The organism is Catenulispora sp. MAP12-49, assembly GCF_041262705.1.
Classification (GTDB): domain Bacteria; phylum Actinomycetota; class Actinomycetes; order Streptomycetales; family Catenulisporaceae; genus Catenulispora.
In genome coordinates this window covers 79,442-95,081 of the sequence record NZ_JBGCCP010000023.1, presented here as the reverse complement: position 1 = coordinate 95,081, position 15,640 = coordinate 79,442, and the positions used below count along the sequence as shown (strand labels likewise).

9 protein-coding genes are annotated in these 15,640 nt (G+C 68.8%); 6 read left to right on the top strand and 3 right to left on the bottom strand.

Translation table 11 applies throughout. From position 1 onward, the window contains the following. Positions 1-28: 28 nt before the first annotated feature. Positions 29-4,048: a glycoside hydrolase family 3 C-terminal domain-containing protein gene (locus tag ABIA35_RS33190; protein ID WP_370360589.1), complete on the bottom strand. Its 4,020-nt coding sequence runs from the start codon at positions 4,046-4,048 to the stop codon at positions 29-31. A 202-nt stretch (positions 4,049-4,250) separates the two neighbouring features. On the opposite strand from ABIA35_RS33190, the gene ABIA35_RS33185 reads away from it, so the two are divergent. Next, a complete protein-coding gene (locus ABIA35_RS33185) occupies positions 4,251-5,087 on the top strand; it encodes a M55 family metallopeptidase (RefSeq protein WP_370360588.1) in 837 nt (278 codons plus the stop codon). 35 nt (positions 5,088-5,122) lie between these two features. On the opposite strand, the gene ABIA35_RS33180 is transcribed toward ABIA35_RS33185, so the two are convergent. Then, positions 5,123-6,157 (bottom strand): LacI family DNA-binding transcriptional regulator, encoded by a 1,035-nt coding sequence (locus ABIA35_RS33180; RefSeq protein WP_370334956.1) that lies wholly within the window; start codon positions 6,155-6,157, stop codon positions 5,123-5,125. 202 nt (positions 6,158-6,359) lie between these two features. Between ABIA35_RS33180 and ABIA35_RS33175 the strand changes: the two genes are divergently transcribed. The 5 genes from ABIA35_RS33175 to ABIA35_RS33155 all read left to right on the top strand — a co-directional run bounded on the left by ABIA35_RS33175 (position 6,360) and on the right by ABIA35_RS33155 (position 13,937). Next, on the top strand, positions 6,360-7,625 hold the full coding sequence (locus tag ABIA35_RS33175; RefSeq protein WP_370360587.1) for an ABC transporter substrate-binding protein: 1,266 nt from the start codon (positions 6,360-6,362) through the stop codon (positions 7,623-7,625). 65 nt (positions 7,626-7,690) lie between these two features. Beyond that, a complete protein-coding gene (locus ABIA35_RS33170; RefSeq protein WP_370334959.1) occupies positions 7,691-8,629 on the top strand; it encodes a carbohydrate ABC transporter permease in 939 nt (312 codons plus the stop codon). Continuing rightward, positions 8,619-9,512, top strand: coding sequence for a carbohydrate ABC transporter permease (locus ABIA35_RS33165; RefSeq protein ID WP_370360586.1), 894 nt, complete (start codon positions 8,619-8,621; stop codon positions 9,510-9,512). Before ABIA35_RS33170 ends, ABIA35_RS33165 begins: the two co-directional genes overlap by 11 nt. A 13-nt stretch (positions 9,513-9,525) precedes the next feature. Beyond that, entirely contained in the window at positions 9,526-11,040 is a 1,515-nt protein-coding gene (locus tag ABIA35_RS33160; protein WP_370360585.1) for an alpha-N-arabinofuranosidase, read from the top strand. Positions 11,041-11,135: 95 nt separating this feature from the next. After that, positions 11,136-13,937 carry an arabinofuranosidase catalytic domain-containing protein gene (locus ABIA35_RS33155; RefSeq protein WP_370360584.1) on the top strand — a complete coding sequence of 934 codons (2,802 nt, stop codon included), beginning with the start codon at positions 11,136-11,138 and terminating at the stop codon, positions 13,935-13,937. A 510-nt stretch (positions 13,938-14,447) separates the two neighbouring features. Here ABIA35_RS33155 and ABIA35_RS33150 read toward each other — a convergent pair. Continuing rightward, positions 14,448-15,608 (bottom strand): serine hydrolase domain-containing protein, encoded by a 1,161-nt coding sequence (locus ABIA35_RS33150; RefSeq protein WP_370334967.1) that lies wholly within the window; start codon positions 15,606-15,608, stop codon positions 14,448-14,450. Positions 15,609-15,640: the final 32 nt, after the last annotated feature.

Sequence of the window (15,640 nt, the reverse complement as noted above, 5' to 3'; positions counted from 1 at the left end):
AGGGCGGCGGGCGTGCTGCTCGTCGGACTCACGATCCGGCCGCCGGCATCAGCTGCGCCATGTTGAACTCGGCGACGTTCTTGTTGTCCCCGATGCCGCCTCCCCATTGCAGATAGCCGTTGCGGACGCCGGTGTCGACGTTGTTGAACATCGCGGAGATGGAGAACACGCTGTTGGCCGTCGGCTGCACCGAGGTCAGGTCGCTCCACGGGATCGCGACTTCGTAGAGCGTGGTGTGGTCGGTGTCGTCCCGGGTGACGTGGACCTGCGCGTCGGTCACGAGTCCGGCGCCCTGCGAGGGGCTGATCCAGCGGTACAGCTGTGAGCCGGCCGGGGTGAGTGCGGCCCCGTATTCATAGTGGCCTTCCAGGGATGCGTCGCTCGTCGCGGCCGAGCAGCCCGGCACCCCGGAGGTCGTCGAGACCTGGAGGCTGTCACCCTTCCAGATGTCCCCGCCGGTGCTGGTCTGGGAGAACGCGGCCTCGGTCATGTCGGCGGTGACGTAGAGGTTCTGAGCGTCCCAGTCGAACCACATCTTGCCCGACAGGTAGGAGTCGCCGCCGTAGGGCAGGGAACCGTCCAACGACCCCCAGGTGCCGTCCGCGCTGGTCGAGAAGTTCACGGAGGGACCGTCCTGGACGTCGGCGACGGTCCAGGAGCTGCCCAGGCTCTTGTTCACCACGGGCAGGAAGGTGACGTGCCCGCCGAGCGCCTCCGAGGACAGGCCGCCGGAGATGACGCTGCTGACGGTCAGCGGGTAGATCGTGGCGAAGCTGATGCCGGTCACCGGCACGGTCACCGTGGTCGTCGATCCGGCGGCGATGGTCGCGCTGACCGGAGCGGTTCCGGACAGGCTGCCCAGCTGCCACTTGACCCCGGTCACCGTGGTGGGGGTGTCGGAGGGGTTGTTCAGCACGACCTGGAGCGCGCCGGCCGCCGGGCTGGTCGAGGTGATCACCGGCGTGGCCTGCTGCGGGGTGGCCCCGGAGGTCACGGTGACCGGGCTGACGGAATCCTCCTTGTAGGGCCCTGCGGCACCGGTCAACGTGGTGCTGGCATCCAGCTCGGTCTGCGTGCCGGGGCTGGCCGTGGTCGGGATCGCGACGCTCCATGCGGCGGCCACCTTCTGGCCGGGGGCCAGGCTCTTCACCGATACCGGCGTGGTGGCGGTCGCTGTCCAGCCGGCCGGTGTGCTCAGGGCGAACTTCACGTCCCGCACAGCCTTGTCACCGCTGTTGGTGAAGGTCTCGGTCGCGGTGATGGTGGTGGCCGGCTTCACGATGGACGGAGCCTGCACGGCGAACGCGTCCCGCACCACGATCGGGGCGGTGCCGGTCACGCCGTTCACCGTCACCTTGATCGTGGCCGCGCCCGGCGCGTGCATGCTGACCACGCCGGAGTCGCTGACCGTGGCGACCCGCGGGTCGCTGCTGCTGTAGCGGACGAGCGCGTGGGCCAGGTCGACGAAGGACTGGTCGTCGTCGGAGGCCTCGACGATGTTCGCGGCCGGGGCGTGGTTCTGCTCCAGCGCCGCATTGGTGTCCGGCGCGATCCAGGGGTTGGCGCCGGTGAGGTCCAGGGTCTGGCCGGCGGTGAAGACCACCTGGTCGGGCTGGACGGCGACGGTCTGGACGTGCGGGGTCATGGTGCCGTGGACGGTCACGGCGCCGGTGCCGGCCGTCGTCGCGGAGTCCGGTCCGACGCGGAACTGGTAGGCGCCGTCGGCGACGACCTGCTTCAGGCTGGTCTCGTCCCACGCGCTCAGGCTGGAGACCTTCACCGCCAAGGTGATGTGCTGGCTCTGGCCGGGCTGGAGCGACTTCGTCTTCTGGAATCCGGCGAGCTGTCCGCGGGAGGTGTCGCCGCTCCCGGCACCGGGAGGCGCCGCGTACAGCTGGGCGACGGTGGTGCCGGCGACGGTTCCGGTGTTGGTGACGTCGAAGGAGACGTGCACGGTCCCGTCGGCGTCAGTGCTTTGCGGACCGACCTGCACGTGGGAGTACGTGAAGTCGCTGTAGGACAGGCCGTAGCCGAACGGGTAGGTCGGCGTGCCGGTGAAGTACTGGTAGGTCCGGCCCAGGCCGCCGGTCTGCGACGGGGTCAGGCCGTAGTTGTCCATCGGCGCGAGCTGGGCGTCGCCGGCGTACCAGGTGAAGTCCAGGTGCCCGGCCGGGTTCTGCCGGCCGAAGAGCACCTGGGCCAGCGCGGTGCCCTGGCTTTCGCCGTTGTAGCCGCTGAAGACGATGGCCGGGAAGTCCTTCTGCGCGTCCTGGATGTCGTACGGGCCGTCGGCCTGCATCACCAGCGCGGTCCGCGGATTGCCGATCGCTGCGACCTGGCTGATCAGCGAGTCGTAGTTGCCCGGCAGGGCCAGGGTGGCGCGGTCGTTGGCCTCGTCGGCCACGCTCAGGTCGGAGCCTGCGACCACGAGCACCAGGTCGGCGTTCTTGATCGCGGTCTGGGTCGCCGCCGAGCACACGGCCGGCGTGGTGATCTGGGTGCCGGTACCGCAGGCGTCGAAGGTGACGGTGGCCGACGGGTTCGCGGCCTTGACCGCCGCGGTGATCCCCTGCACGGCGTTCACTTGGAGCGTCGGCTCGCCGGAGTAGCCGCCGAGGGTCACCTTGTTCGCCAGGTCGCCGACGATCACGATGTTGTTCGTCTTGGCCGGGTCCACCGGCAGCAGCTTTGCGGAACCGCCGGCCAGCGCGCGGTTCTGGAGCAGCACGATGTCGTTCGCGGCGACCTGCTCGGCCAGCGTTCGGTGCGCCGGGGATTCGATCTGTGTCTTGGCGATCTTCGTATACGCCACCTTGCTGGCCGGGTCGAACTCGCCGGTCTCCATGCGCACGGTGAACAGCCGGGTCAGCGTGGCGTCGACGACTCCGGTGGAGAGCAGGCCGAGGTCGATGGCGGCGCCGATGTTCTGCGCGGTCATCTCACCGCCGGCGCAGTTCAGCTGGGTGCCGGCGCGGATCGCGAAGGCCTGGCCGCCGGCCGCCGCCGAGATCTGCTGACCGGTGGCGTTGTTCGTCCAGCTGGTGCCGTTGCTGGTCCAGCCCGGCGGGGCCCAGTCGTGGGAGGCGGCGCCGTAGACGTCGCCGATCGCGCCGCAGTCGGAGGTGGTGTAGCCGGCGAAGCCGTAGGTGGCTTGGAGGAGTTCGTCGACGGTGTAGGTGTCGGCCGGGGACGGCGTGCCGTTCACCGCGTTGTAGGAGGTCATGATGCCCGAGACGTGGGCGTTCTGGACCAGGCTGGCGAACTGCTTGGTGTAGTAGTCCCGGATGTTGGCGTCGGTGGTGTCCGAGCTGCCGGTGTGCCGGGAGTCCTCGATGTTGTTCAGGGCGTAGTGCTTGGCGGTGGCGGCGACCTTCAGATAAGGGGTCTGCTGCTGCCCGGTCATGCTCTGGCCCTGGTAGCCGTCGACGAAGGCGCCGGCCATCGTGGAGGTGAGGTAGGGGTCCTCGCCGAAGGACTCGTTCGTGCGTCCCCACAGCGGATCGCGGTCCATGTTGACGTTCGGGGCCCAGAACGTCAGCGCGCCGTAGTCGCTCGCCGAGGGCCCCAGGTTGTTCTGCCCGGTCCCCCACAGCGACTTGTCCAGGAACCCGCGCACCTCATCGGATATCGCGGTGGTCTCCTTATACGTCAGCGCCGGATCCCAGCTCATCGTCGCGGCGAAGTTCACCGGGAAGCTGGTCGCGTGCACGCCGCCGGTGACGCCCCCGCGATCGGAGTCGGCGCCCAGCGTGTTGACCCCGTGCTGGCCCTCGCTCCAGTACGTGTACTCCTGCACGCCCAGGCGCGGGATCGCCGGCGCGCTGTTGGTCTGCAACTGCGCGACCTGCTCCGGCAGCGTCATCCGCGACACCAGATCCGCCGCACGCTCGGCGAAGGAGTAGTGCGTGTCGAGGTAGATCGGCTGCGCGGACTGCGCGGACTGAGCCCCGCCCGGCGGCGCGGCGGTCGGCGAGGTGGCATACGCGGCGGTCGGTGCCAGTGCGAGGGCGATTGCGGTACAGAGCAGGGTGCGAACTGGGCGCATCATGGGATGCATATAAAACCCGGGATGTTATGCGCGGCAAGGCTGGCCGTGAACATTTCCCTTGCAGGCTTCTGATCTGCGAGAACGTCACCTGATTCTCTGGTGGATAAAGCATAAGATCGCGCAGACTGTCAATTAAGTGGGTTACCATGTGGCTCATGGCAACGGCTGGACCCCTTCACCAGCTCGCCACCTGGGAGCCCGCATGAAGATCTTCATCTCCTCCGACATGGAGGGCACCGCCGGCGTGGTCAACTGGGACCAGTGCCGCCCCGGCCAGCACGACTACGAGCACTACCGCGCCCTGCTCCAGGCCGAGGTGAACGCCGCCATCGACGGCGCGAACCGGGCCGGCGGGCCGCACGAGTTCCTGGTCAACGATTCGCACGGCCGGATGGCGAACCTGCGTCCCGAGCAGCTGAGCGGGGAGGCCTCGTATCTGTCGGGGCACCACAAGCCGCTGTACATGATGCAGGGCCTGGACGAGTCGTTCGACGCGATCTTCTTCGTGTCCTACCACGGCTCGGCCTCGGCCGGGCCGGCCACGCTGTCGCACACCTACAATCCGGCGGCGATCGCCGAGGTGCGGCTCAACGGCGAGATCGCCGGGGAGTCCGGGATCAACTCGCTGGTCGCGGCCGACCTCGGGGTGCCGGTCGTGCTGGTCACCGGCGACCAGACCACGGCGAGCGAGCTGAAGACGTTCTGGCCCGAGGCGCGCGCCGCCGTGGTCAAGCAGTCGGTCTCCCGGTTCGCCGCGGAGAGCCTGCATCCGGCGCGCGCCAACCGGCTGATCGCCGAGCAGGCGCAGCAGGCGATCGAGAACCTGCGCGGCGGCATGGCCCCGGTCCACATCGAGCGCCCGAGCACCCTCACCGTCCGTCTGCGCAATCCGGACCTGGCCGAGATGGCGACCTGGCTGGAGCGCGTCGAGCCGGACCGGGACGATCCCACCGTCGTGCACCTGCGCGACGAAGAACTGATCCGGCTCTACCGCACCTTCATCACCTTGGTCCTGCTCACCCGGGGCATCGCCGAGTAGGGCGACGTCCGGCGACCGGCGTCCCCGGGCGCAGCTCAGCGCGCGATCCCCGCCGTGCTCTCCCGCACCTTCAACGTGAACGGCGCCCGCACGTCCTGCGGCTCCATGCCCTTGTCCCCGCGTCCGCCGCGGATCGGGTCCACGCGCCGGTCGGCCAGGTTCACGGCCGCCTCGGCGATCGCGGCCTTGTCCGGGGCGATGGTGGTCAGCGACGGGAGGCTGTAGCTGCCCTCGGCGATGTCGTCGAAGCCGGCGACGGCCACCTGGTCCGGCACCGAGACGCCGCGCTCGGCGCCGGCGCGCATCGCGCCGATGGCCAGCAGGTCGTTGCAGCAGAAGACGGCGTCCGGGGGTTCGGGCAGCGCGAGCAGGTGCGCCATGGCCTCGGCGCCGTCGGCGCGCTGGTAGTTCTCCACCGCGACGACCAGGTCCGGGTCGGTCGCGATCCCCGCGGCATCGAGCGCCTGCCGATATCCGGCGGTGCGCAGCAGGCCGGTGCCGCCGTTCTTGGCCGGCTGGTCGCCGATGATCGCGATGCGGCGGCGGCCGATGCCGATGAGGTGCTCCACGACCGTGCGGGCGGCGGCGACGTTGTCGATCGCGACGTGGTCGGCCGGGCCCGGGATGTCGCGCTCGCCGAGCAGGACCAGCGGGGTCCCGGGGTCGGCGCGTCGCAGGTCGTCCGGTTCCATGGCCAGCGGGCTCAGGATCGCGGCGTCGATGCGCTGCGGGCCCATCGAGGTGATGACCGCCTGCTCGCGCTCGCGGGAGCCCTGCGTCTGCTCGACGAGCACCGTCCACTGCCTGCGGTGCGCGGCGGTGATCACCAGCCCGGTGAGCTCGGCGAAGTACGGGTTGTCCAGCTCGGGCACGGCCAGCACGATGAAGCCGGTCCGGCCCTTGCGCAGGTTCCGCGCGCCGAGGTTGGGGCGGTAGCCGGTCTCGGCGATCGCGGCTTCCACGCGCTCGCGTGTCGCCGGGGTGATGAAGGCGTAGCCGTTCACCACGTTCGAGACCGTCTTGATCGAGACGCCGGCCCGTTCGGCCACGTCCTTCAGTGTTGGGGGCACCTGTCGGGTCCGCCCTTCCCGTGAGTTCGTGCGGCTCAGCCTACGCCTTTACAACGTTGTAGACAACGATGTAGAACTGACCCCACCCCGATTTCCGTGACGTGACCGGAGTCACACACCGGGGGCGTTCCGGTACCTCGCGGACACGTCGTAGACAAGATCAAGTCAAGAACGAGACATCCCTCACAGACATCGAGGACCCATGAAGACGCACGTGAAAGTCGCCGCAGCGGCCGTCGCCGCCGCCGGCTTGCTCGCCGCCGCGGGTTGCAGCAGCTCCTCCTCGGCCGGCTCCGGGTCCGGCGGCGGCGTGGTGAAGCTGTCCGTGCTGACCGGCTTCACCGGCCCGGACGGACCCTCCTACCAGGCTCTGGTCTCGCAGTTCAACGCCTCGCACCCGAACATCAAGGTCACCATGGACATCCAGCCGTGGGACGCCATCGGACAGAAGCTGCCCTCGGAGTGGGCGACCGGGCAGGGCCCGGACCTGGCCACGCCGAACTTCGACCCGGGCGTGATCTTCAACTACATCAAGACGAACTCGGTGCTGCCGCTGGACTCCTCGGTCGGCGCCGGCGACAGCCAGATCGACTCCGCGGCGTTCCCGTCCGCGGTGACCAAGGCGTTCACGGTCAACGGGCACCTGTACGCGGTCCCGGCGAACCTCGCGACCGTCGCGCTCTACTACAACAAGACGATGTTCACCGCGGCCGGCATCACGGAGGCGCCGAAGACCTCGGACGAGTTCGTCGCCGACGTCAAGAAGCTGACCCTGGGCGGCGCGAACCCGACGCAGTACGGCATCTCCCTGGCCGACCACCAGACCATCGAGATGTGGCCGATCCTGCAGTGGATGAACGGCGGCGACATCGTCGGCCCCGACGGCTGCGCGACCATCGACTCCGCGGCCAGCGTGCAGGCCCTGCAGACCTGGGCCGGCCTGGTGCAGAACAACCACGTCAGCCCGGTCGGCCAGACCGGCGCCGACGCCGACACGCTGTTCTCGGCGAAGAAGGCCGCGATGGAGCTCAACGGTCCCTGGGCCGCCGACGGCTTCCGCAAGGCCGGCATCGACCTGGGCATCGCGCCGGTCCCGGTGGGCTCGGCCGGTCCGGTCACCCTGGCCTCGACCGTGCCGATGATGATCGCCAAGAACACCAAGCACAAGGAACAGGCTCTGGAGTTCCTGAGCTGGTGGACCGGCAAGACCGCGCAGGCCTCGTTCTCCAAGGGCTCCGGGTACCCGCCGGCGCGCAGCGACGTCACGGTCGACGACCCGAACGTCGCGGTGTTCGCCCAGGGCCTGCCCACCGCGCGGCTGTACCTGGCCGGGCTGCCGACCTCCTCGCAGATCGACACCGACGTCTACACGCCGCTGCTGGGCCAGCTGACCCGCGGCGCGGACGCCCAGAAGTCGGCGGACGCCGCGGCCAAGTCCATCAACCAGCTCACCGACTGCAAGAGCTGACGCGGTAGCGCCGACGACGAATACGCAGAAGAAGACGACGACGAAGACGACGAAGAAGGCAATCGATGGCACATCTCGCTGAACCAGCGGCCGACGCCCCGGCGCGGCCGCGCGGACCGGAACGCCGGGGCAGGAGCCGGCTGTCCCGGATCAACCCCGCCTACCTGTTCGTGGCGCCCGCGCTCCTGCTGGCCGCTGTGTTCATCGTCTGGCCGATCGTCCAATCGGGCTGGATGAGCCTGCACGACTGGACGATCGGCGACGACTCGCACAAGTGGCTGGGCTTCGGGAACTACACCGAGCTCTTCCACGACTCGCGCTTCTGGAACGCGCTGAAGGTCACGCTCGTGTACGCCTTCTTCGTCGTCATCGGCCAGGTGGCGATCGGGCTGGCGCTGGCCCAGTGGCTGCGCCGCACCACCTGGTACACGATGCTGCTGCGCTCGGCGTTCTTCTTCCCGACGATCGCCTCGCTGGCCGTCACCGGCATCATCTTCAAGTTCCTGCTGGACCCGCAGGTCGGCCTGGTCGACGGCTGGCTGGGCAAGGTCGGGGTCTCCTCGCAGGCCTGGCTGCAGGACACGCACCTGGCGCTGCCGGCGCTGATCGCGGTCGGGATCTGGAAGAACTTCGGCTTCTCGATGATCGTCCTGCTCGCCGGCGTCCAGGGGGTCCGCAAGGAGCTCCTGGAGGCCGCGACCCTGGACGGCGCCGGCCCGGTCGCGCGGTTCCGGCACGTGACCCTGCCGGCCCTGCGCCCGGCGATCCTGTTCACGGTCGTGATCGGCACGGTCAACGCCCTGCAGCTGTTCGACCTGACGTACGTGATGACCGACGGCGGGCCGCTGTTCCACACCGAGTCCATCGTCATGTACCTCTACCAGCGCGGATTCGTCGACTTCCGGCTCGGCTACGCCAGCGCGATCGCCTGGGTGCTGTTCCTGATCATCATCGCCGTCTCCGTCGTGCAACTCCGAATGCTGAGGTACCGCGATGACGACTGAGCTCACCACGCAGGCCTCGTCGCTGCCGGCCGGCACCCCGGCCTGGGCCGTCCCGGTGCTGCGCACGGCCAGATCCTCCGCCAGGGTTCTGGCCTGGGCAGTCCTCTCGATCGCGGCGCTGGTCACGATCGTGCCGTTCCTGTGGATGCTCGGGGTGGCCTTCCGCACCCCGGCGGACCTGTACGCCGATCCGTCCCGGCTGTGGCCGGACCACTGGTCGGTCTCGGGCTTCCACGCGGTGTTCACCCAGCTGCCGTTCTTCCGGCTGGCGGTGAACAGTGTCGTGTTCGCCGGCGGTACCACGGTGTTGCTGCTGCTGATCGACTCGCTGTGCGCCTACGCGCTGGCCCGGCTGCGGTTCCGCGGGCAGAACTTCGTGTTCTGGGTCATCCTGCTCACGCTCATGGTGCCCTTCCAGGTCATGCTGATCCCGCTGTTCCTCACCGTGTTCCACCTGGGCTGGCTGAACACCTTCCAGGGCCTGATCATCCCGCGCTCGGTGAGCGCGCTGGGCATCTTCATGCTCCGCCAGTTCTTCGTCAAGATCCCCAAGGAGCTGGACGAGGCAGCGAAGATGGACGGCGCCGGGCCCCTGCGCATCTACTGGCAGATCATCATGCCGCTGGCCCGCCCGGCCCTGGCCTCGCTGTTCGTCATCCAGTTCATGGCGCTGTGGAACGACTTCCTGTGGCCGCTGGTCATCTCCAGCGACACCGACATGCGGACCCTGCCCTCCGCTCTGACCTTGTTCTCCAGCACCTCGGGCGTCGACCACGCCGCACTCATGGCCGGCGCCGCGATCTCCCTGGCGCCCCTGGCCATCGCCTTCCTGCTCGCCCAGCGGTTCTTCACCGAGGGCATCGCCGCAACAGGTATCAAGTAAAAGGAACATCCCCTTGCTGACAGCACACGCCACCCTCGACCCGGCCTTCCGGATCGCGCCGGTCGACCGCCGCCTGTTCGGTTCTTTCGTGGAGCACATGGGCCGCTGCGTCTACGGCGGCATCTACGAGCCCGGACACTCCGAGTCCGACCCCGACGGCACCCGCCTGGACGTCCTGGAGCTGACCCGCGAGCTCGGGATCAGCGTCATCCGCTACCCCGGCGGGAACTTCGTGTCCGGCTACCGCTGGGAGGACGGCGTCGGCCCGGTCTCCGAGCGGCCCCGGCGCCTGGACCAGGCCTGGCGGTCCATCGAGACCAACGAGTTCGGGCTGAACGAGTTCATGGCCTGGGCCGCTCGGGCGCGGGTGGAGCCGATGATGGCGGTGAACCTGGGCACCCGCGGCATCCAGGAGGCCTGCGATCTGCTGGAGTACGCCAACCACCCCGGCGGCACCTACTTCTCCGACCTTCGCCGCAAGCACGGCGTCGAGCAGCCGCACGACATCAAGCTGTGGTGCCTGGGCAACGAGATGGACGGCCCCTGGCAGACCGGGCACAAGACCGCCGAGGAGTACGGCCGGCTGGCCGCCGAGACCGCCAAGGCGATGCGCCAGGTGGACCCGCGCATCGAGCTGGTGGCCTGCGGCAGCTCGAACGCGCAGATGCCGACCTTCGGCTCCTGGGAGTCCACGGTCCTGGAGCACACCTTCGACTACGTGGACTACATCTCCCTGCACGCCTACTACGAGCAGCACGGCCAGGACCGCGCCAGCTTCCTGGGCGCCGCGGTCGGGATGGACCGCTTCATCGACGGCGTGGTGGCCACCGCGGACCACGTCTCGGCCAAGAAGAAGTCCCGCAAGAAGCTCAACCTGTCCTTCGACGAGTGGAACCTGTGGCAGGAGAGCCGTTTCGCCGGCCACACCAACCTGGACTGGGAGCAGGCGCCGCGGCTGATCGAGGACACCTACACCGTGCAGGACGCGGTGGTCTTCGGCAGCCTGCTGATGTCCCTGCTGCGCCACGCCGACCGGGTCACCATCGCGTGCCTGGCACAGCTGGTGAACGTGATCGGCCCGATCCGCGCCGAGCCGGACCGTCCGGCCTGGGCGCAGACCATCTTCCACCCCTTCGCGCTCACCGCCCGCCACGCGGCCGGGGACGTGCTGAGGGTTCCTACGGCCACCTCCCTCTACGACACCGACGAGCACGGCGACGTGCCGCTGGTGGACGTGGTGGCCACGCACGACCGCGAAAGCGGGCAGGTCACGGTGTTCGCGATGAACCGGCACACCGAGGACCCGGCCCGCCTGGAGATCGACCTGCGGGCGTTCGGCGACCTGGTGGTGGCCGAACACCTGCATCTCGGCGGCGAGCAGGACCTCGACGCCGTGAACTCGATCGAGACGCCCACGGCGATAGCGCCAAAGAGCGTCGACGGCGCGAGCACCGAGGGGCAGCGCCTGACGGCTTCCCTGCCGCCGGTGTCCTGGAACATGATCCGGCTCGTTCCCACCGACCGGTAAAGCCCTGATTCCGCACCAGCCGGGGGCCCGTGCCCCCGGCCGGTGGTTCCTGCTCGCGTCACCTGCCATCCCATCGAGCAAGTGATTGGAACCAGATGTTCAATCGCTCCACACCGGCGTTCCCGCGCCGATTGCTCTCCCTGTTGGGCGCGCTGCTCGCAGTCGCCGCCATGCTGGTCCTCAGCCCGCCGTCGCGTACGGCGGCCGCCGGCTCCTCGGCCTCGACCTCGACCTCGGCCTCGACCTCCACCCTGCCCTGCGACACATTCGGCAGCGGCGGCACGCCGTGCGTCGCCGCGTACAGCTCGGTCCGTGCCATGTACGCGACCTACAACGGCCCGCTCTACCAGGTGACGCGCGCCTCCGACGGCGCGGCGTCCGACATCGGACTGCTGGCCGCCGGCGGCTACTCCAACGCCGCCGCGCAGGACTCGTTCTGCGCCGGCACGGTCTGCACCATCACGAAGATCTACGACCAGTCGTCGAACCACAACGACCTCACCATCGCCCCGGTCGGCGACGCCGGGTCCAGCGACGTGGGCGCGCGCGCCGACGCGCTGCCGGTCACCGTCGGCGGCCACAAGGCCTACGGCATCGCCACGTTCCCCCGCACCGGCTACCGGCGCTCGGTGGGGACCGGGGTCGCGACCGGCAGCCAGCCGGAGTCGATGTACGAGGTGGCCAGCGGCACCAACGCGACCAACGGCTGTTGCTCGGACTTCGGCAACGTCGAGAACGCCTCGAAGGACACCGGCGCGGCGCACATGGACGCGCTGATCGTCTCCTCCTATTGCAGTGCTTCGCCGTGCTCGGGGCCGGGGCCGTGGATCCAGGCCGACCTGGAGAACGGCGTGTTCATGGGCAACGGATCCGGCAATCCGTCCAACACGACGCTGCACAGTCCGTTCGTCACAGCGGTACTGCGCAACGACGGGACGGCGAACTTCGCCCTGGACGGAGGTGATGCGACGCAGCCAACGGTGCCATCGCTGTACAGCGGTGCACTGCCATCGGGATACGCGCCGATGAAGAAGGAAGGCGGCATCGCCCTGGGCACCGGCGGTGACAACAGCAACGCCGCTCCGGGCGCGTTCTTCGAGGGCGCGATGACATCGGGGTACGCCTCGAACGCCACTGTCGCCTCGCTGCAGACCAATATTTCCTCGGCTGCTTATACCGGCACCTCCGGCGGCGGTCCGGGCGTCGGGATCACCGGTCCCGGCGGCAAGTGCCTGGACGTCTACGGTGACGACAACGGTGGCGACGGCACCAACGTCGACCTGTGGGACTGCAAGCACGACGCGGTCGACCAGCACTGGGAGTACATGCGCAACACGCCGCTGGTGTACATCACCGGCGGGACTCCTGAGTACCAGTACGACTTGAAGACGCTCGGCCGCTGTCTGGACATCAAGGGCAACGGCACCGCCTCCGGTACGCAGGTCGAGCTGTGGGACTGTAATGGCGTCGGCGGGCAGCAGTGGGTCCCGCAATCGAACGGCACGCTGCTGAACCCGCAGTCAGGGCTCTGTCTCACCAGTCCGGGCGGCAGCACCACCGACGGTGTCGTACTGGACATCGAGGCCTGCACCGGGAGCGCGGGGCAGCGGTTCATCATCTCCCCCGGACCGGTGTTCCAGAGCACGCCGATCAACGCCCCGGCCGGCAAGTGCGTCGACAACGCCAACGGGACCTCCGGTGCCGACGGCGCGAACGTCGTCATCACCGCCTGCGCCCGCGAGGCGAACGGCCAGGCCTGGTGGAAGAACTCGGACGGTTCGATCACCACGCTGGGCCTGTGCCTGGACATCAAGGGCAACGTCACCACCGCCGGCACGCAGGTCGAGCTGTGGGACTGTAATGGCGTTGGCGGGCAGAAGTGGGTGCAGCAGGCTGACGGGTCGCTGCTGAACCCGCAGTCGGGCCTGTGCTTGACGGATCCCGGCGGCAACTCGTCGAACGGCACCGTGCTCGACATCGAGTCCTGCACCGGCGCCGCCTCGCAGAAGTTCGCCGTCTCCGGCGGCGCGGCGGTCAACGCACCCGGCGGCAAGTGCATGGACGTCGCGGGCAACGACCCCTACGGCGGCTTCGGCTTCGCGGTGCAGCTGTGGGACTGCATCCCGACGGCGGTGGATCAGCACTGGGTCCACACCGCGTCGAACACGCTGGAGACCCTGACCCGCTGCCTGGACATCGACGGTGACTCCACGGCGGTCGGCGCCAAGGTGGAGCTGTGGAACTGCAACGGCATCGGCGGGCAGCAGTGGGTGCAGCAGGCTGACGGGACGCTGCTGAACCCCCAGTCCGGCCTGTGCCTGACCGATCCCGGCGCCAACACCGCGAACGGCACGGTCCTGGACATCGAGGCCTGCGTCGGGGCGGCAGACCAGGTGTTCACGTATCAGAGCACGGCGGCCCTGACCCCCGGCACGGAGGTCTCGTTCCGGGCGACGACGCCGTGCTGCACGTCGGACTACATCCGTCATCAGAACGGAGTGGCGAAGATCTCGGGTATCAACGGCGGCAACCCGACTCTGGACAAGCAGGACGCTACCTGGATCGTTCACCAGGGCTTGAGCAACAGCTCGTGCCTGTCGTTCGAGGCGAAGGACTTCGCCAACGGGTACCTGCGCCAGAGCAGCGGCGCGGTGTATCAGCAGCAGAACGATGGGAGCGCGCAGTTCGCGTCGGACGCGACGTTCTGTCCGACGCGCGCGAATAATGGGAACGGGCAGGGGGTGTCGCTGTATTCAGTGGCGAACCCGTCGCTGTTCCTGCGGCATTACAACGGGCAGGTGTATATCGCGAGCAATGGCGGTTCCGATGCTTGGGACGCTACGAGCTCGTGGGCGGATGACAGTAGTTTCATTGCGACGGTGGGGTGGGCGCCGTGATGTGTGGCTGCTGATTTAGTGGGCTGCTGATGGCGGGCGCCGGTTCTGGGAGCGTGATGTTTCCGGGGCCGGCGCCTCTGCTTTCGCTTTTGCTTTTGCTCTTGCTCTTGCTCTTGCTCTCGAGTGGCGGCTGGGGGTCTCCATGTTCACAACCACGCACAGGTCCGAGTCACTGCGCACGCGTTTGGTCTGGCGGGTGTCTGCCGCGTTTGGTGGGTGCCTAAGATCAAGAGCAGGTGCCTCCGGCGGGCGCTCTACAGCGGGGGGTGCCCCCTGCGGGCCTGCTTGATGGCGGCGGCCCGCGACTGTTCGGCTTTGTCTTCGTGCGTGGGCGCGTCGCGTTGTTCGGTGGCGGTGCTGCTTGTGGTCACCGTGTTCCGGGTCCCCCGAACAAACCCCCCTCTATGGGATGCGGGATCCACCTGTCACACGGTGGTCGGCCCTCGATAGCCGACTCCCGTGTGAGACGTGGATCCCGTAAACCATGTGCGAAGCCGTAAGACAATGCCCTTAAGCCACCAACAAACCGGCAGCCTTATACGCAGCGGCAATAAGCCGATCGTTCTCCGGCCCCGGTGCTGCGGGGAACGGCATGCGCCGCCGCGTGTACCCGTAGGCGATGCCGTTGCGCGGATCGGCGAACGCCTGCTGGCCGCCGGCGCCGCTGTGGCCGAAGGAGCCCTGGCCGAGTTGTGGGTAGTACTCGGCGACCGCGTGGAATCCGACGGTGAAGGCCTTCGGCATGCCGAGGACGGCGTCGGTGCCGATGGACTGGATCTGGCCGACCGTGCCGAGTGTGTCGGGGGTGAGCAGCGGGTCGGCGCCGTCGACCGTGCTGATCGCGGCGGCGTACATCCGGGCCAGGCCGCGCGCTGAGGCGACGCCGCCGAAGGACGCGGTGCCCAGCGTGCGCACCACCTGATGGTTCGGCAGCTCCCACACTTGCGGACCTCCCGGCCGGTGGCGGTTGAAGGCTATGCCGTTGAGGCTGGTCGGGGCCTTGGTGTCGCGGGCGAGTTCGGCCAGGCGCTCGGGGGTCTCGAGCATCGGGAGCGTGGGGCGGTAGCGCGGTTCGAGCTCGGCCGGGAGCCCTAGATGGAAGTCGACGGCGTGGGCCTTGGTCATGCGCTCGGAGAACAGGTCCTGCAGGCTGCTGCCGGTTGCGCGGCGTACCACCTCGGCGCTGAGTGCGCCCATGACCAGCGCGTGGTAGCCGAACGCAGTGCCCGGCCGCCAGTACGGACGCTGCGCGCCCAGCCGCTCGGCCACCACCCGGTCGTCGGCGAGTTCCTCCAGGCTGAAGCCGGCGTCGGCGCCGACCAGTCCGGACCGGTGCGCGGTCAGTTCGCGCAGTGTCAGGTCGCCCTTGCCGGCGGCCGCGAACTCCGGCCAGTAGTGGCTGACCTTCTGCTCGTAGTCCAGGACTCCGTCCTGCACGAGTGAGGCGACGATCAGGTGCGTGGCGCCTTTGGAGGCGGAGTACGCACCGAACAACGCGTCGCCGTCGATGTCCGGGCCGGTCCACAGGTCCACGACCTGGTGCCCGTGTCGGTACAGCGCGACCTGCGCGGCGTAGTCGGCGCCCTGGCCGGCGGCGATCGCGGCGAACTCCTCGCGGACCTGCTCGAAGCCGTTCGCCACCGTGCCGTGGATCTGGTTCTGATGCTTCATGCGACCAGGGTAGCCGATTTAGAGACCAGTGG

Coding starts and splice junctions, on each gene's coding strand:
- ABIA35_RS33170 (WP_370334959.1), top strand. CDS start 7,691: ATGGCACATCTCGCTGAACCAGCGGCCGACGCCCCGGCGCGGCCGCGC.
- ABIA35_RS33150 (WP_370334967.1), bottom strand. CDS start 15,608: ATGAAGCATCAGAACCAGATCCACGGCACGGTGGCGAACGGCTTCGAG.
- ABIA35_RS33175 (WP_370360587.1), top strand. CDS start 6,360: ATGAAGACGCACGTGAAAGTCGCCGCAGCGGCCGTCGCCGCCGCCGGC.
- ABIA35_RS33165 (WP_370360586.1), top strand. CDS start 8,619: ATGACGACTGAGCTCACCACGCAGGCCTCGTCGCTGCCGGCCGGCACC.
- ABIA35_RS33155 (WP_370360584.1), top strand. CDS start 11,136: ATGTTCAATCGCTCCACACCGGCGTTCCCGCGCCGATTGCTCTCCCTG.
- ABIA35_RS33190 (WP_370360589.1), bottom strand. CDS start 4,048: ATGATGCGCCCAGTTCGCACCCTGCTCTGTACCGCAATCGCCCTCGCA.
- ABIA35_RS33185 (WP_370360588.1), top strand. CDS start 4,251: ATGAAGATCTTCATCTCCTCCGACATGGAGGGCACCGCCGGCGTGGTC.